This window comes from Pseudomonas sp. WHRI 8519, from assembly GCF_040224055.2.
GTDB lineage: Bacteria > Pseudomonadota > Gammaproteobacteria > Pseudomonadales > Pseudomonadaceae > Aquipseudomonas > Aquipseudomonas putida_X.
In genome coordinates this window covers 4,751,186-4,768,422 of the sequence record NZ_CP167996.1, presented here as the reverse complement: position 1 = coordinate 4,768,422, position 17,237 = coordinate 4,751,186, and the positions used below count along the sequence as shown (strand labels likewise).

General features: G+C 61.4%; 13 protein-coding genes and 3 tRNA genes. 4 read left to right on the top strand and 12 right to left on the bottom strand.

Features of this window, described 5'->3' with window-relative positions:
• Nucleotides 1-15 precede the first annotated feature (15 nt).
• The 3 genes from ABRP30_RS21755 to rimO all read right to left on the bottom strand — a co-directional run bounded on the left by ABRP30_RS21755 (nt 16) and on the right by rimO (nt 2,720).
• A complete protein-coding gene (locus ABRP30_RS21755) occupies nt 16-726 on the bottom strand; it encodes an rRNA pseudouridine synthase (protein ID WP_349974729.1) in 711 nt (236 codons plus the stop codon).
• Nucleotides 727-847: 121 nt separating this feature from the next.
• Nucleotides 848-1,303 carry a GNAT family N-acetyltransferase gene (locus tag ABRP30_RS21750; RefSeq protein WP_241805960.1) on the bottom strand — a complete coding sequence of 152 codons (456 nt, stop codon included), beginning with the start codon at nt 1,301-1,303 and terminating at the stop codon, nt 848-850.
• Between the two features lie 85 nt (nt 1,304-1,388).
• Nucleotides 1,389-2,720 (bottom strand): 30S ribosomal protein S12 methylthiotransferase RimO, encoded by a 1,332-nt coding sequence (gene rimO, locus ABRP30_RS21745; protein ID WP_241805961.1) that lies wholly within the window; start codon nt 2,718-2,720, stop codon nt 1,389-1,391.
• A gap of 236 nt (nt 2,721-2,956) precedes the next feature.
• Here rimO and ABRP30_RS21740 point away from each other — a divergent pair, with 236 nt between their 5' ends.
• Nucleotides 2,957-4,855: a potassium transporter Kup gene (locus ABRP30_RS21740; RefSeq protein WP_349974728.1), complete on the top strand. Its 1,899-nt coding sequence runs from the start codon at nt 2,957-2,959 to the stop codon at nt 4,853-4,855.
• 36 nt (nt 4,856-4,891) lie between these two features.
• Here ABRP30_RS21740 and ABRP30_RS21735 read toward each other — a convergent pair whose 3' ends face one another.
• From ABRP30_RS21735 to ABRP30_RS21715, 5 genes are all read right to left on the bottom strand, one after another.
• Nucleotides 4,892-6,184, bottom strand: a complete 1,293-nt coding sequence (locus tag ABRP30_RS21735) for a virulence factor family protein (RefSeq protein WP_267818162.1) — start codon at nt 6,182-6,184, stop codon at nt 4,892-4,894.
• On the bottom strand, nt 6,184-8,826 hold the full coding sequence (mprF, locus tag ABRP30_RS21730; RefSeq protein ID WP_267818160.1) for a bifunctional lysylphosphatidylglycerol flippase/synthetase MprF: 2,643 nt from the start codon (nt 8,824-8,826) through the stop codon (nt 6,184-6,186). Before mprF ends, ABRP30_RS21735 begins: the two co-directional genes overlap by 1 nt.
• A 245-nt stretch (nt 8,827-9,071) precedes the next feature.
• Nucleotides 9,072-9,148: transfer RNA gene (locus ABRP30_RS21725), tRNA-Met, on the bottom strand.
• Nucleotides 9,149-9,283: 135 nt separating this feature from the next.
• Nucleotides 9,284-9,360 (bottom strand) — tRNA-Met (locus tag ABRP30_RS21720).
• 136 nt (nt 9,361-9,496) lie between these two features.
• Nucleotides 9,497-9,573 (bottom strand) — tRNA-Met (locus ABRP30_RS21715).
• 220 nt (nt 9,574-9,793) lie between these two features.
• Here ABRP30_RS21715 and dinB point away from each other — a divergent pair.
• Entirely contained in the window at nt 9,794-10,852 is a 1,059-nt protein-coding gene (gene dinB, locus ABRP30_RS21710) for a DNA polymerase IV (protein ID WP_241806130.1), read from the top strand.
• Between the two features lie 29 nt (nt 10,853-10,881).
• On the opposite strand, the gene ABRP30_RS21705 is transcribed toward dinB, so the two are convergent.
• The 3 genes from ABRP30_RS21705 to ABRP30_RS21695 all read right to left on the bottom strand — a co-directional run bounded on the left by ABRP30_RS21705 (nt 10,882) and on the right by ABRP30_RS21695 (nt 15,015).
• The gene (locus ABRP30_RS21705) at nt 10,882-11,835 is read right to left on the bottom strand and encodes a hypothetical protein (protein WP_349974727.1); all 954 of its coding nucleotides are present in this window, start codon (nt 11,833-11,835) and stop codon (nt 10,882-10,884) included.
• A gap of 20 nt (nt 11,836-11,855) precedes the next feature.
• Entirely contained in the window at nt 11,856-13,571 is a 1,716-nt protein-coding gene (locus tag ABRP30_RS21700; protein ID WP_349974726.1) for a proline--tRNA ligase, read from the bottom strand.
• Between the two features lie 160 nt (nt 13,572-13,731).
• Nucleotides 13,732-15,015 (bottom strand): OprD family porin, encoded by a 1,284-nt coding sequence (locus ABRP30_RS21695; RefSeq protein ID WP_267818153.1) that lies wholly within the window; start codon nt 15,013-15,015, stop codon nt 13,732-13,734.
• 760 nt (nt 15,016-15,775) lie between these two features.
• On the opposite strand from ABRP30_RS21695, the gene ABRP30_RS21690 reads away from it, so the two are divergent.
• Nucleotides 15,776-16,195: an HIT domain-containing protein gene (locus ABRP30_RS21690; protein ID WP_267818151.1), complete on the top strand. Its 420-nt coding sequence runs from the start codon at nt 15,776-15,778 to the stop codon at nt 16,193-16,195.
• 1 nt (nt 16,196) lies between these two features.
• Nucleotides 16,197-16,403, top strand: a complete 207-nt coding sequence (locus tag ABRP30_RS21685) for a SlyX family protein (protein ID WP_039602955.1) — start codon at nt 16,197-16,199, stop codon at nt 16,401-16,403.
• Nucleotides 16,404-16,442: 39 nt separating this feature from the next.
• Here ABRP30_RS21685 and ABRP30_RS21680 read toward each other — a convergent pair whose 3' ends face one another.
• On the bottom strand, nt 16,443-17,036 hold the full coding sequence (locus ABRP30_RS21680; RefSeq protein ID WP_349974725.1) for a cold shock domain-containing protein: 594 nt from the start codon (nt 17,034-17,036) through the stop codon (nt 16,443-16,445).
• Between the last annotated feature and the right edge of the window lie 201 nt (nt 17,037-17,237).

Sequence of the window (17,237 nt, the reverse complement as noted above, 5' to 3'; positions counted from 1 at the left end):
GGCGTGGCGCATTGCTTAGAAACGTTCAGTGCCGGCCAGGTAACGCCAGTTGCCCACTGGCAGCTTGCCCATGGAGACACCACCCAGGCGAATACGGCGCATGCTGAGGATTTCCAGGCGCAGGTAGGCGCAGATCTCGGAGATTTGCCCAGGCTGTGGATTTTTCAGGGCCAGGCGCAGGTGGGTCTCGTTCTGCCAGCTGGCCTTGGCCTTGGGCAGTTCCCGATCATTGCGCGTCGCGCCGCGCGCCAGGCGCTCCAGCGCCTGTGGCGTAGTCTCGCCGCGCACTTCGATGATGTATTCCTGTTCCAGGCGACGCAGGTCGGCTTCGATCTTGCGGGTAACCCGCCAATCCTGGGTGAACACCTGCAGGCCACTGGCTCCGCGCTCCAGGGGGGCCGAACAGGTCAGGCGGGTGAAGTGCCCGTGCAGCGGCCGCACGCCTTCGCGATGCGTTTCGCTGAGGCTGGCCATGTTGATGCTGGCGCGGGCCGTATCCATATCGACACCGGCAGGCTGGTTGAGCAGCAGGGTAACCGGGTCAAGCGCCTCGGCATTGGCGCCCGGCAACAGCTCGACCGCTTGCTGGTCAACCTTGAACTGAGGCTGCTCGACTACCACGCCATCGACCGTGACCCAGCCTCCTTCGATGTACAGCTCTGCCTCCCGGCGTGAGCAACCGAGCTGCTCGATGAGGCGTTTGGACAGGCGGACGGGTTCGGACATGGCGGGCAATTCGCAAGGCAGGGAAAGTCTTGCATTGTACCTGTCCATGGGGGGCTGATGACGGGAATCTGTGCCAAATCCGCCAATTCGGAAGTATTGCACGGCATCCTGCGACAAAGTCTTAGGACGCTGTACGAATAAGCTTCATATGAAGCAATGGATAGGGCTGCCCCAGGCCATCCGTTTCCGAGCGCCCGATCACCTCGAAGCCCTCGTGCCGGTAGAAGCCCAAGGCTTGGGGGTTCTGTTCGTTGACGTCCAGGTACTGGGCGTTCAGTTCGCTGATGGCATAACGCAGCAAGCGCTTGCCCACGCCTCGGCCGCGGTATTCCGGTGCCACGAACAGCATGTCCACACGCCCATTGGCGACACCGGCAAAGCCGCAGATGCGCTGGCGGTCCTTGCAGCAGACCAGCATCACGGCATCCAGGTACTTGCGTAGCACATGATCGCGCAGCAGCAGGATGTAAGCGTCTGGCAGAAAATCATGGGTTGCGCGCACCGAGCTTTCCCAGACCTGAACCAGTTCCGGGTAATCAGACAGGTGGGGCGTTTGCAGCGTCAATGCCGAATGCATGCCGGTGTTCCTCGGTGGCCAATGAGGAAACCATAGATGCAAAAAGCCCCGCCAGTGGGGCGGGGCTCTTTCTACTTGCGCAGCCTCAGACAGGCTCTGCCCACATGTCGTACTCGTCGGCATCGACCACCCGGCAACGGACCTTGTCGCCCGGTTTGAAGCCATGGTCGCCATCGATGAATACGCTGCCATCGATCTCAGGTGCATCGAAGAAGCTGCGGCCAACCGAGCCTTGTTCTTCGACTTCGTCGATCAGCACTTCGATTTCCTTGCCGATACGCAGTTGCAGGCGGGCGCTGCTGATAGCCTGCTGGTGGGCCATGAAGCGGTCCCAGCGCGCCTGCTTGACGTCATCCGGCACCTCTTCCAGGCCCAGATCGTTGGCAGGCGCGCCCTCGACTGGCGAGTACTGGAAGCAGCCGACACGGTCGAGCTGAGCTTCGGTCAGCCAGTCCAGCAGGTACTGGAAGTCTTCTTCGGTTTCGCCCGGGAAGCCGACGATGAAGGTCGAGCGAATCACCAGTTCCGGGCACTGCTCGCGCCAGCGCTTGATGCGCGCCAGGGTGCGGTCTTCGAAGGCAGGACGCTTCATCGACTTGAGCACTTTCGGGCTGGCGTGCTGGAACGGGATGTCCAGATACGGCAGGATCTTGCCGGCGGCCATCAGCGGGATCACGTCGTCGACGTTCGGGTACGGATAGACGTAGTGCAGCCGCACCCAAGCGCCCAGGCTGCTCAGCGCTTCGCACAGCTCAAGCATGCGGGTCTTGACGGGCCGGCCGTTCCAGAAATCGGTCTTGTACTTGACATCGACGCCGTAGGCGCTGGTGTCCTGGGAGATCACCAGGATCTCCTTGACGCCGGCCTTGACCAGGCGTTCGGCTTCGCTCAGCACCTCGCCGACCGGGCGGCTGACCAGCTTGCCGCGCATCGACGGGATGATGCAGAAGCTGCAGCTGTGGTTGCAGCCTTCGGAGATCTTCAGGTAGGCGTAGTGGCGCGGGGTCAGCTTGACGCCCTGCGGTGGTACCAGGTCGATCAGCGGGTTGTGGTCCTGGCGGGGTGGTACCACTTCGTGCACGGCGTTGACTACCTGCTCGTACTGCTGGGGGCCTGTGACCGACAGCACGCTGGGATGCACGTCACGGATGCTGCCTTCCTCGACACCCATGCAGCCGGTGACGATGACCTTGCCGTTTTCCTTGATCGCTTCGCCGATCACTTCCAGCGACTCGGCCTTGGCACTGTCGATGAAGCCGCAGGTGTTGACCACCACCACGTCGGCATCCTCGTAGGTGGGCACGACTTCATAACCTTCCATACGCAGCTGGGTCAGAATGCGCTCGGAATCAACCAGGGCTTTTGGGCAACCCAGGCTGACGAACCCTACCTTGGGGGTGGCGGGAGTGGTGGACATGACTAACCTCGGTATTGAATACAGGCCGCCCGGCCGGAAACGGCGGCGACCCTGACGGGCGCTTTTGGGCGCCTCTGATCAAAAAGTGCGCAATTCTAGCGAGCGCAAGGTCGCTTGACCAGCACAAATGCGACGAACGCTGCGCTATGCTTCGCCCCGTTGCGCCGGGGTATGTGTGTTCCCCTGGCGTGGGGCAGAATTCTACCGGTCTAGATGGCCGTTTGCGGGAGTGGTCGATGGTTCAGGCAAGCAGTCACGCCGAGGGCGGTCAGGGGGCGACGCGGTCGCTGAGCCTGTTGGTGGCAGCTGTTGGGGTGGTCTACGGCGATATCGGAACCAGCCCGTTGTATACCCTCAAGGAAGTTTTCACCGGCGGTTACGGGGTGCCGGTCAATCACGATGGTGTACTGGGGATCCTCTCGCTGATCCTTTGGTCGCTGCTGTGGGTGGTGTCGTTCAAGTACGTGATGTTCATCCTGCGTGCCGACAACCAGGGGGAGGGCGGCACCATGGCCCTGACCGCGCTGGCGCGGCGGGCCACGGCGGCCTACCCACGCCTGCGCACGCTGATGGTCATCTGCGGATTGATCGGCGCCTCGCTGTTCTACGGCGACAGCATGATCACCCCGGCGGTTTCGGTGCTGTCGGCAGTGGAGGGCATGGGCCTGGCATTCGAGGGTATCGACCATTGGGTGGTGCCGCTTTCGCTGGTGGTGCTGGTGGGGCTGTTCCTGGTGCAAAAGCATGGCACCGATAAGATCGGCAAGCTGTTCGGCCCGATCATGGTCACCTGGTTCGTGGTGCTGGCGGCGCTCGGGGTGCATGGCATCTCGCAAAGCCCCGAGGTGCTCAAGGCGTTCAACCCGGGCTGGGCGGTGAATTTCTTCATCGTGCACCCCGGCATGGGCGTGGCCATCCTCGGTGCGGTGGTGCTGGCCTTGACCGGTGCCGAGGCGCTCTACGCCGACATGGGCCATTTCGGGCGCAAGCCGATTGCCCGGGCCTGGTTCGCCCTGGTGCTGCCAGCATTGGTGCTCAATTATTTCGGCCAGGGCGCGATATTGCTGCAAAACCCTGATGCTGCGCGCAACCCGTTCTACCTGCTGGCGCCGGCCTGGGCGTTGCTGCCGCTGGTGGGCTTGGCGACCATGGCCACGGTAATCGCTTCGCAAGCGGTGATCTCGGGTGCTTTCTCCCTGACCCGCCAGGCTATCCAGTTGGGTTACATCCCGCGCATGCATATCCAGCACACCTCCAGCGACGAGCAGGGGCAGATCTACATCGCTGCGGTGAACTGGGCGCTGATGGCGGGTGTGGTGCTGCTGGTGATCGGTTTTGAGTCATCCGGCGCGCTGGCGGCTGCTTACGGCGTGGCGGTGACCGGAACGATGCTGATTACCACCATCCTGGTGGCGGCGGTGATGCTGTTGTTGTGGAAGTGGCCGCCGGTGCTGGCGGTACCGATTCTGATTGGTTTCCTGCTGATCGACGGGCTGTTCTTCGCCGCCAACGTGCCGAAGATTGCCCAGGGCGGCGCCTTCCCGGTACTGGCCGGGGGCGTGCTGTTCCTGCTGATGAGCACCTGGAAGCGCGGCAAGCAGATTCTGGTCGAGCGAATCGATGAGGGTGGGCTGCCGCTGCCGGTTTTCATCAGCAGCATTCGCGTACAGCCACCGCACCGTGTCGAAGGTACTGCGGTGTTCCTCACTGCGCGGCCTGACGCGGTGCCGCACGCGCTATTGCACAACATGTTGCATAACCAGGTGCTGCACAGCCAGGTGGTGCTGCTGACGGTTGTGAGTGAGGACCGGCCGCGGATGCCCGAGCAGGAGCGATTTGAAGTGGAGGCCTATGGTGATGGCTTCTTCCGGGTGCTGTTGCACTTCGGTTTCATGGATGAGCCGGATGTGCCGGCGGCCCTGAAGCTGTGCCACCTGGACGGCTTGGATTTCAGCCCGATGCGTACGACTTATTTCCTTAGCCGCGAAACGGTGATCGCGTCGCGTCTTGAGGGGATGTCGCGCTGGCGGGGCAACCTGTTCGCGTTCCTGCTCAAGAATGCCAACGGTAACCTGCGTTTCTTCAACCTGCCGCTCAACCGGGTGATCGAGCTGGGTACACAGGTCGAGATCTGACGCCCGTGAGGGCCGCAATGCGGCCCTCGCTACGCCTCAGTGCTGTTCTGCCACGCTGGGCTTGCCCTGGCGTGTTTCAATTTCATCGATCAAGCGCTTGGCCAGCGCCGGATAGTTCTCGTCGAAGTGGTGCCCACCGGGCAGCTTCATGCGCTCGCCCACGGCAGTCTTGTCGGTGCAACCGCTTTCGTCGGCCTCTTCCACGCCATAGATGCATACCACTTTGGCCGCCGGCAGTTTCGCCATCTCCGGCCCGGTAGGTGCTTCCTGGCCTTCCTTGCCCAACCAGCCCTCGACTTCGATTTCGAAGCTGCCACTGCGGGCGAAGGCCAGCAGCATCACCGCATCGACACGTTGCTGGTCCTCGGCAGGCAGGCGATTGTAGATGGCCGGCAGCACGTCGGCACCGAACGAATAGCCGGTTAGCACGAAGCGCTTGGTACCCCATTTCTGACGATAATGCTGCATCAGTGCCGACAGGTCGGCAGCGCTTTGCTCGGGTGTCTTGTGCTGCCAGTAGTAACGCAGGGTGTCTATGCCGACCACGGGGTAACCCAATTTGGCCATTTCACCGGCCACATCGCGGTCCAGGTCGCGCCAGCCACCATCGCCTGAGAGGAATAGAGTGACGGTGTCGGTGGTTTGCCCGGCGGGCACTTCCACCACCGGGATAGCCAGCGCGTTACCATCGTGGCCCACCAAGGCCTGGGTCAGCTGCGACTTGAGTACTTGTGGCAGGTGAATGTCGTAGTCGCTGATGCTGGTCTCGGCATTGCGCTGGTCGCGCACGAACGCGGCGCTGGCATCATCCGGGTTGTCGTTCCAGGCGACGCTCCAGTGGCCATGAGGGGCGGACTTGGGCAAGGCTGCAGTGCACCCGGGCTGCTCCATGTTGAAGTCGACGGAGATGGCTCGGGCCTTGTCGTCATTCTGTGTGGCCAGCCAACGCCATGCCTGGGTCGCACCAGGGCCGATACCGGCCACCAGGGTCGGTTTTTCGGCCAGCAGGGTCATGGCCTTGTCCATTGACTGCTGCTGGTGAGTGCAGTCCCCCGACGGCAGGATGACCTGCACCAGCTGGGCCTCACCGGCCTGGCTCAAGTCAAGCAACTGCTTGTCGGTCAGCGCCTGGTCCTGAGGCACGCCGATGGCCACCCAGGCTTTGGCATGAACGCCCGGGGTGACGCGGGTGATGTGGGTGTCATTGACCGGCAGTTGCTCGAGGTGCGCCTCTGGGGCCGGACGGGCCCACAACCAGAAGGCGGTAGCCCCGGCCAGTGCGGCCAGCAGCAGGGGTATCAGTAGGTACAGCCAGTAGCGTCGGATCATCAACGTTTCACCAATCCAGTCAGGCCGCCTGCAATCAGGGCGGCAGTGTCGGCCAGTGCCACCAGCGGGTCGAGCCCGGCCGGCACAGCCATGTAGCGGGGTTCCCAGTCCGGTTGGAACTTGTCCTTGAAGCGGCGTAGCCCCTGGAAGTTGTAAAGCTGTTCACCGCGACGGAACACCATCGAGCCCAGGCGCTGCGCCAGGGGGGCCCCGCGCCGGGGCTGCAAGCCGGAAAGCGGGACCATGCCCAGGCTGAACCGGCTGTAGTCACGGCTTTTGTAGTGCAGGATCAGGCCGATCATCATGAATTCCATGGTCAGCTTGGGTGCCTCGGGGTGGGCGCGCATCAGATCCAGGCTGGCCAGTTCGTGGCCGTGAGTCTCAAGCAGGTTGGCAAACGCCACCGGCCGGCCTTGGTAGCGAATCAGGGCGATGCGAAAATGCTGCAGATACTCAGGGCTGAAACGGCCCAGCGAGAAGCCCTTTTCGCGCACGTTCTTGCCGCCGAGCCAGGCATCCGAGATTTCCTTGAGCTCGGCCAGGGGGGCCTGGCCGGGTTCATGGATCTCCAGGCTCAAGCCGTCGCGGCCGCCGCGGTTCCAGGTGTAGCGCAGGTCTTTCATCTCCTTGCCTTTGGCTTCGATGTCGAAGCGGCGCAAGTCGACCCGGGCCTCTTCGCCGAGCTTGAGTGCGGTCAGGCCGATATCCATGTAAAACGGCAGATTCTCCGCGCGCACCTGGTAGAACACCGGGCGAGCATGGTGCAGGTCGCACAGGTCGCGGAATTGCCAGATCATCTCGGCGCGTTCCTGGGCCGGGCCGATCGGGTCGTACAGCGCTACCAGGCTGCGGCCCCGGCGTGCGTACATCAGGAAGGCGTTGTCATTGGGATGGAACAGCAGGGCCTTGTCACCGGTCAGGGCCAGGCCGCCGTCAGGTTGGTCGGAAGCCAGCAGGATGCGGTTGGCGCGCTGTATCTCCTGGTCGTCTGGTAAGTGTATGACCGGCCGGGCAGTGCGCAGCAGCCAGGTCAGGGCCACGGCCAGCAACAGTATCGCGCTGCCCATGGCGGCGCGCAGGCCGCGTGGGGCATCGGCATCGAGGGTGAATTGCCACCACAGTTCATGGCTATAGGGCACGTCTTGGTAGGCAAAAAGCAGCAGCCACACCGAAGCACCGACCACGCACGCACTCGCTGCCAGGAATACCGGTGAGAACGGCAGTTCCAACAGCCGGCTTGGGCGGTAGAACGAACGGCGGAACAACGCGAGCAGCGCTGCGGTGAAGGTCAGCAGGCAGGCCTCTTCCCAGTCGAAGCCTTTGAGCAACGACAGCAGTGCACCGACCAGTAGCAGAACGGTAGTCAGCAGCCAAGCCGCAGAGAGGCGTCGGCGCAAGCCCTGGGCCAACAACAGGCACAGCACGCCAATCAGGCTGGCACCGAAGTGCGAGGCATCTATAAGGCGGTGGGGTACCAGAAAGCCCATGTGTTCCAGGCGAGTGTCGATTTCTGGTGTGGCGCCAGAGAACAACAGCACCACGCCGGAGAGAAACACCAGGATCGCCAGGACCGGAGCGGCCAGCCCGGAGGCGGCCTTGAGCGCCTGCTGCGCAAACAGCAAGCGCCTGGCTTCGTTGGCCAGCAGCAGCACGCAGGCCAGCAGCAATGGCAGTACCACATAGATCAAACGGTACAGCAGCAGTGCGGCGGCCAGTGGCGCGGCGCCCAGCTGATTGGCGAAGGCAGCGAGCAAGATCGCCTCGAATACCCCGACCCCGCCAGGCACATGGCTAAGTACACCGGCAGCCAGGGCCAGCAGATACACCAGCACGAACGCGCCGAACGGAGGGGCTTCTGGGAGCAGCAGGTAAAGGACCGTCGCGGCGGCGGCTACATCCAGCGCGGTGATGACCAATTGCAGCGCTGCCAGGCGTGCGCCGGGCAGGCGCAGCGTCCGGCGGCCCAGTTGTACCAGCAAGCTGTCTGGCAACGGCTGCTCTGTCAGGCGTCGGCGATACAGGCCGGCCACCAGTAATGCACTCAGTACCAGCACGCCGATAGCGACTGCGGCCATTACAGAGATGGGCAGGTGCAGGGCGGCAGCCGCAGCTGGCAAGTTGCTCAAGGTGGCCAGGGCTGCCAGGGGGGGCAGGGCACAGCCCAAGGAAAGGCTGGCGAACACTGTCATGCGCGCGACTTCGGCGGCCCCCAGGCCTTCTCGAGCATACAGGCGATAGCGCACCGAACCGCCCGAGAGCATCGACAGGCCAATGGCGTTACCTATGGCAAATGCGCTGAAACCGCCCAGCAGAAGCGTACGCCGGGGCAACTTCACGGCGGCGTAGCGGCTGGCCGACCATTCGTACCCCAGCAGGATCAGAAACCCGATTGTCGCCGCGAGGAGTGCGCCGACCAGTGAGCGGGTGGGCACGCTGAGCATCGCATCGTGCAGTGCATAGATATCCAGTTCGCTGAGCAAGTGTCGGCAGGCAATCAGTGCCATCGCGAACAGCACAAGGGTGACTGCCAGGGTGATGGGTTGGCGATAGCGGCTCACCCGCTCCAGCCACGGCAAACGCTGCGCAGCCGTGGGCAGGGTTGAGGCGAGTGGGGCCTGGGCTTCTGGGTTGCGGTCTGTCATGAGTTACCCCGGGCAAGCAGCGCGAGGTAGGGGGATGGTGCGGCCAAGTGAATCTCCCTGTGGAAACGTATCCAGATATTACTCCGGGCAACGTGACTTTCAGTCCTTTGGGAGGGTTAAAGATAGTTCATCCAGCAGGTGGCGCCGCAAAGCCAAGGCTGGCTACGGGGCCCGGATTTTTCAGGAGGGGAAAAACAACAAACCCCGCGCTGCTGTTACACAGGCGGGGTTTGTTCTGACGAATATGGTTGCGGGAGCCGGATTTGAACCGACGACCTTCGGGTTATGAGCCCGACGAGCTACCAGACTGCTCCATCCCGCGTCAGAGGTGCGCATTCTACAGCGTTGACTGCGGCGGTCAAGCATTACTTTTGATTGGTCAGTAACTTACGGGTGGCCTGCTTTTCGAAGGCAAAAGAAAAAGGCCACTGCGTTAACAGTGGCCTTTTCTCGAATCTGGTTGCGGGAGCCGGATTTGAACCGACGACCTTCGGGTTATGAGCCCGACGAGCTACCAGGCTGCTCCATCCCGCGCCTATGGAAACGAATTCTACAGTGAACGTGCAGGGTGTCAAGCGTTACTTATTGATTTACTTACGTTTTCAACCAAAGACTATTGTTAGGGCAAAAGAAAAAGGCCACTGCGTTAACAGTGGCCTTTTCTTGAATCTGGTTGCGGGAGCCGGATTTGAACCGACGACCTTCGGGTTATGAGCCCGACGAGCTACCAGGCTGCTCCATCCCGCGCCTGTGAGATCGAATTCTACGGATTTAACGCCCACTGTCAAGCTTTTCGTTCAAAAAAACCTTTTTCGTTCAAACCCTTAGGCCTTCAATAAGGCAGGCAACTCAGTCGCTCTGCGGCTTTCAGGCCAATTGTCGAGCGCACCCCTGCGTTGGCTGTCTCGCTGACAGAGCATGCGGTACTATCTGTATGAATTTACAGTGCTGACGGTCATCCATGTCTTTGCGCAAGATCATTCACATCGACTGCGATTGTTTCTACGCCGCGATCGAGATGCGTGATGACCCGCGCCTGGCCGGTCGCCCCATGGCCGTGGGTGGCTCGCCGGACCACCGTGGGGTGATCGCCACCTGCAATTATGAAGCGCGTGCCTATGGGGTGCGCTCGGCCATGTCATCGCGCCATGCACTGAAGCTTTGCCCTGACTTGTTGATCGTCAAACCGCGTTTCGAGGCCTACCGCGAAGCATCACGCGAGATTCACGGCATCTTCCGCGACTACACCGACCTGATCGAGCCATTGTCGCTGGATGAGGCCTACCTGGATGTCAGCGACAGCCAGTGGTTTGCCGGCAGCGCTACGCGCATCGCCGAAGATATTCGCAGGCGTGTTGCGCGCACCTTGCACATCACCGTCTCGGCTGGGGTGGCGCCAAACAAGTTTCTGGCCAAGATCGCCAGTGACTGGCGCAAGCCCAATGGTCTTTTCGTGATTACGCCCGATCAGGTGGAAGCTTTTGTCGCCGCATTGCCCGTTGCCAGGCTGCATGGTGTCGGCAAGGTCACTGCAGACAAGCTTGCTCGGTTGGGTATCGACACCTGCCTGGACCTGCGTGACTGGTCGCGGCTGGCGCTGGTGCGGGAATTCGGCAGTTTCGGTGAACGCCTATGGGGGCTGGCGCGGGGTGTCGATGATCGCGCCGTGCACAACGATAGCCGTAGGCAGTCAGTAAGCGTGGAGAACACCTATGACACGGATCTGCCGGACTTGGCCAGTTGTCTGGAGCGCTTGCCTGAACTGCTGGTCAGCCTGAATGAACGGATCGCTCGTATGGACAGCAGCTATCGGCCGGACAAACCTTTCGTGAAGGTCAAATTCCATGACTTCAGCCAGACAACCCTGGAGCAGGCAGGGGCGGGTAGGGACCTGGACAGCTATAGGCAGTTGCTACGGCAAGCATTCGCCCGCGGTGGCAAGCCGGTGAGGTTGCTAGGGGTAGGGGTGAGGTTGCGCGACTTGCGCGGGGCTCACGAGCAGTTGGAATTGTTCGCAGACGAATAAAAGAAGGGCTGCACTGCAGCCCTCTGTTATTACTGTGCGCCTGGGTCAGCCACCAACCGGCCGGTGGCCTTGGTCAGTGCCTGCACAAACTCCTGTTGCAGCTCCGGATCGTTGCGGGTCAGCTCGATCAGGCTCTGCTCCATCTCGCTGGCCTCTTCTTCCAGGCCTAGCTCCGACAGGCGCTTCACCCGGTGTACCCACTGGCCGACATCGTCGTCTTCCAGGTCGTCGAAAATCAGCTCATGGGCTTCACGCAGCTTGTTGCGCAGGGTGGCGCTGACCAGCAGGCTGGCGTCGCCCCGCACAGCATTGTCTTCATCGACCACCTGCAGGTGCAGGGTGCCGACGTGGTTCAGGTGCTGCTCCGAGAAAGGGCTGTCCAGCAGGTTCAGGCGTAGCACGCCGTTTCTGTCGGTGGTCAGCGCGTGGGTCATCTTGCCGGCCTTGACCTCGACCAGGCGCTCGCTCCAGGGCAGGCTGGTGAACTCCTCGCGCTTGTCCTTTTGCACCTCACTGATCCCTGCCAGGTTCTGTTGGGCGCGACCGTTGGACTGCACGTTCATGAACGGGTTGAGCCCGGCGACGCCATAACTGAGCCAGTCGCGCGTCATGCTCTCAGGCAGGTTGCCCAATGCAAAAACGTTGACCACGTTGGCGCCTGCACCGGCCACTACCGCCACCGCGCCCAGCGGGATTTCGTAGATCTCCCGCCAGGGTTGGTAGGGCGTATAGCGGTCATAGCGGCGGGTAACTTCGAACTCGGTGACTTCGAAGCGCCTCTTTTCATTGATGCGTACACGTCGCTGCGGAAGCTCCATCACCTTGGGCTCGCCGACATCAATCTGCAGTGTGTGTTCGAGCAGCTTGCGCTCGACGCGCTCCTCGTGCTCGCTGCGCTGGGACATCTGGTTCGCGCAGCCGCTGAGGAACAGGGCGCCGCACAGTGCGGTGCCCCCCAGGGTAAAGGTACTTCGCTTGGACATGATCACTCGTGCATTGATTATCAGCGGCGAACGCGGGCCTGCAGGAAGGTCAGCACTTCATTGAGTGGCAGCGCTTGAGCATCCTGTTCGGTGCGGTGCTTGTATTCCAGGTTGCCGTCGGCCAGGCCGCGGTCGCTGACGACGATGCGGTGCGGAATACCGATCAGCTCCATATCGGCGAACTTGATGCCTGGGCTGGTCTTCTTGTCGCGGTCGTCCAGCAGCACTTCGAAGCCTGCGGCCGTCAGCTCGGCGTACAACTTGTCGGTGGCCTCGCGAACCACGTCGGTTTCGTAGCGCAGTGGTACCAGGGCAATCTGGAATGGCGCCAGGGCGTCGTTCCAGATGATGCCTTTGTCGTCATGGCTCTGCTCGATGGCGGCGGCGACCACGCGGGAAACGCCGATGCCGTAGCAACCCATGGACAGCACGACCGGCTTGCCGTTTTCGCCCAGTACCTGGCACTTGAGCGCCTCGCTGTACTTGGTGCCGAGCTGGAAGATGTGGCCCACTTCGATGCCGCGCTTGATCACCAGCGTACCCTGGCCATCCGGGCTCGGGTCGCCCTCGACGACGTTGCGCAGGTCGGCAACCTGTGGGACCGGAAGGTCGCGCTCCCAGTTGACGCCGAAGTAGTGCTTGTCGTCGATGTTGGCACCGATGCCGAAGTCGCTCATCAAGGCAACCGAACGGTCGATGATGATTTCCAGTGGCAGGTTGAGTGGGCCGAGGGAGCCGGCGCCGGCACCAATCGCATCGCGCAGCTCGGCTTCGGTGGCCATGACCAATGGGTCGGCAACCTGCTCGAGCTTGGTAGCCTTGATTTCGTTCAGTTCGTGGTCGCCACGTACGATCAGGGCAAGCAGCTTGCCTTCTTCCGCGCCGCGCACGATCAGGGTCTTGACGGTCTTCTCGATCGGCAAGCCGTGGTTCTCGACCAGCTGGGCGATGGTCTTGGCCTCTGGCGTATCGACCAGGCGCAGCTCCTCGGTTGGCGCTGGGCGCACGGTCTCACGCGGGATGGCTTCGGCTTTCTCGATATTGGCAGCGTAGTCGGAGCTGTCGCTGAAGATCACATCGTCTTCGCCAGACGATGCCAGCACATGGAACTCATGCGAGTAGCTGCCGCCGATGGAGCCGGTGTCGGCCTGCACTGGACGGAAATCCAGGCCCAGGCGGGTGAAGATGTTGGAGTACGCCTGGTGCATGCGGTCGTAGGTTTCCTGCAGGGAAGCCTGGTCGGCATGGAAGGAATAGGCGTCCTTCATGATGAATTCGCGGCCACGCATCAAGCCGAAGCGCGGGCGGATCTCGTCACGGAACTTGGTCTGGATCTGGTACAGGTTGAGCGGCAGCTGTTTATAGCTGGACAGCTCGTTGCGGGCCAGGTCGGTGATGACTTCTTCGTGGGTCGGGCCTACGCAGAAATCGCGCTGGTGGCGATCCTTCAGGCGCAGCAGCTCGGGGCCATACTGTTCCCAGCGGCCGGATTCCTGCCACAGTTCGGCGGGCTGGATGCTGGGCATCAGCACTTCCAGGGCGCCGGCGGCGTTCATTTCCTCGCGCACCACGGCTTCGACCTTGCGCATGACCCGCAAGCCCATCGGCAGCCAGGTGTACAGGCCGGAAGCCAGCTTGCGGATCATGCCGGCACGCAGCATGAGCTGATGGCTGATGACCACTGCGTCGGCAGGGGTTTCTTTCTGGGTGGCGAGCAAATATTGACTGGTGCGCATGGTTAGCCGTGTCGATTGCCTAAGACATTGAAATGACCCCGCATTGTACGGGGGCGAAACGAAGGCGTACAGGATGCCCCAGGGCGGGGTAATTGTCAGCCAAGAAAAAGCCCGGCGAGCGTGCCGGGCTTTTTCAGGTGCGGGGCACTATAAGCGTGGCTTACAGGATGCTCAGCGGGTACTCGACGATCAGGCGCAGTTCGTCCAGCGACGGGGAGCCGTAGTAGACGCCGTCGGAGGAGCGGTAGGTGGCCTGACGGACGCGGAAGCTGAGGTCCTTGGCGGGGCCTTCCTGCAACACGTACTTGATGTCGATGTCGCGTTCCCATTCCTTACCGTTGGAAGTGCCTGCGACATTGGCGTCGGTACCGCGCACGTAACGGGTCATGAAGGTCAGGCCGGGTACGCCGAACTCAGCAAAGTTCAGGTCGTAGCGCGCTTGCCAGGACTTCTCGTCTTCTGCGTTGAAGTCGGAACGGGCCACCGAGTTACCCAGGAAGACGGTGCCGCCACCGTCGACGCCGTAACCGTAGTCACCATCACCGTGGACGCGCTGATGCACGATGGTGAAGGTATGAGCGCCGATGTTCCACGCAGCCGACAGGCTGAAAGCGGTGTTGTCGAGCTTGTCGCCGTCGTACGCTTTGTACAGGGCGCTGCCTTCGCTCTTGGTGTCATAGATGTTGAAGTCGAACACCAGGCCTTGCTTGTCCGAAATCGGCAGTGCCCAGTTGACATTGCCGTAGTACTTGCGCCAGTAGTCTTCGACCTTGGAGTAGTACAGGCTGGTGCTGAGGCTGTCGGTCAGGGCATAGGTACCACCGACGATGTTGGCTTCAGTCAGGCGCAGGCTGTCGCGGTAGGTCTGGGCCTGGGCGTTCATGCCGGTGAAGTGACCGGCGTGCAGGGTCAGGCCTTCGATCTCGTCGCTGGTGATCAAGGCGCCTTCGGCGACTTCCGGCAGCAGTCGGCTGTCGTCGGTAGCGAATACCGGCAGGGCGGTGAACTGGTTACCGTACTTCAGCACAGTGTTGGAGATGCGCATTTTCACAGCGCCACCGGCTTCGGAGTAGTCATCCTGCGAGCGGCCGTCTGAGCCTTGCGGGAACAGGCCGGTACCGGCACGGCCTTTGCCGCTGTCCAGTTTCAGGCCGAGCATGCCGATGGCATCGACACCGAAGCCTACGGTGCCTTGGGTGAAGCCCGACTCAAAGGTACCGAGGAAGCCGAGGCCGGTTTCTTCTGTGCGGCTCTGGCGATCGCCGGTAATAGGGTCCCGATCATTGTTACGAGCGTCACGGCTGAAGTACAGCATGCGAGTCTTGACGTTCAGCTGGCTGTCTTCGATGAAACCCTTGGATTCGTCCTGTGCAGAGGCAAAGGCCAGCTGCGAGGTCCCTGCCGAAACGGCCAGGGCGATCATGCTCCACTTCATCACGCGCATCGTGATTTGCTCCTTTGGTTTTTAGGAAGAGTACCGCTGCGCCCAAGTCTTTTAGTTATATGGGGCAGCTCTTTCTTGTTATGTCGGCGGAAATGTATAGCACGCAGACTGTTGTTGGCGATATGGGCATATACAACGTTTCGCGAAGTTTACGGCCATGTCGCTTTCAGGTATTTCCATGTCGCAAATCACGTCCCGGAATTCCGAGCCGTACAACGCCAGCGCTGTTCCTGTCACCGTAACGATTCTGTAACTATCGATTTCGGTTGGGGAAACTCCCTGGTGGATCCAAAGCGGCTGTTGTTATTTGTTGCGTCCATCGCTTTATGCAGATGTCGTGCCGACTTGATGTGAGAAGAATGCAACAAGCGTGCTCAAAATTAACAACGGTTCATGAAATTTTCACAAATGCCGCTCACGTGGCTGGAAAATGCCCGTAAACACGGGGCGGCTGCTGGCTGATGGCGTATCAGGCAGCAGCCCGCCCGCAAATTAAAAACCTGCCTTGCAAGTCAATGTGTTACCGCTCGCTGTTCAAGTTGAGTCATTTGTGTGTGTGAAAGCGTAGTGGTGTACTCGTTTGCGGCCTCATTTTGGTGCGAAAAGTAGCGGAGTGTTACCGCGCCTGTGCAGGCTGAAGCGATTCCTGTGCAATAAGGGTGCAGTCTGGGGGCGTGCAGCATGCTTGCGTGGGCGAAGCAGAGTATCCTTGCGCCATAGACCCGCACGCCGGGCCCCTTTTCGTTGGTGGAGGTTTTCAGTGTTTGAGATGGATTTGCGTTTGCAGCAGGACTCTTTGGTTCTTGGAGACTTCCCGCTGTGCCGTCTGCTGCTTAGCAAGGATGCCAACTACCCTTGGTTCATTCTGGTACCCAAGCGCGCCGGCGTAAGCGAACTGTTCGACCTGAGCCCGGACGATCAGGCGCAGTTGTGGAAAGAAACCACCTGCCTGGCCGAGGCACTCAAAACGGAGTTCGCGGCAGACAAGATGAACGTTGCCACACTGGGTAATGTGGTCAGCCAACTGCACATGCATGTGATTGTCCGTCGCCACGGGGATGCCGCCTGGCCGGCGCCGGTCTGGGGCAAGGTGCCCGCTGTCGAATACGGGCCGGGGCAGGTCGATGCCATTCGCCAGCGCTTGCGCGTTCTGCTCGATGACGCCTATGAGGAGGCCTGACATGTCGCCGGAATCGCGCATAGTCGAATTGGAAACCCGTCAGGCGTTTCAGGACGACACCATTCAGGAACTCAATGACGTGGTGGTCGAGCAGGGGCGGGTGATTCAGCGCCTGCAGTTGCAGATGGCCGAGTTGATCAAGCGTTACGAGGAAATGGTCGGTCAGTATGGCAGTGAGGGCGAGGAAGCGCCGCCGCCTCATTACTGATGGGTGCCAGCCCTGGGGTTGCCCCAGGGCTGCGCAGGGTCAGCGGCGGGATACCGCGACCACGTCTTCGGCCTGCAGGCCCTTGTCGCGGTGCATTACCGAGAACTCCACACGCTGGCCTTCGACCAGGATGCGATGGCCTTCGCCACGAATGGCGCGAAAGTGGACGAAGATATCGTCACCCGAATCGCGGGAAATGAATCCAAAGCCTTTAGAGGTATTGAACCACTTCACCGTGCCGGTATCGCGCGTGCCGGTCTCCTGCGGCGCGCCTTGGCTTGGTCGGCTTTTTCTGGGGCTACGGGCCAAGCCTGCAGCCAGGTGCAGAATGACCGCCAGGCCTGCGCAGACCAAGGCCGCCAGGTTGCCCATTTCGGGGCGGGCCAGCAAGGTCAGGGTTTGCAGTACCACGGCCACCACCAGCAAGGCGCAGGCCAGATGCTGCAATTGCTGGCGGGCGCCGCGGTAATACAGCGGCACGACAGGTGCCAGCAGCAGGTTGAGCAGGCCGAGCAGGGCAAGGTAGACCGCGTCCGGTTGCTGCAGGAAGGGAGTTGCGTCGTATTTCAGGCTGGGTATGAGCGATAGCAGCAAAGCTGCAGCGCCCGTCAACAGATGGACGATCTTGAACATGGGGTTGGCTCGCAATTGATAAGGCCGATCACAGGAAGAGCTGGCGGCATGGTGCGCATGAGGTGTAGAGCGCGAACACATGGTGAGCCAGCCTATGCACCCGGCAATAACAGCACGCACGGGTGGCACAGTGCCTATTTAACAGCAAACGCGGGGCCTTCTCAAACCGCAGGTGGCTGCCGGCGATGAGTTGCCCTGTGT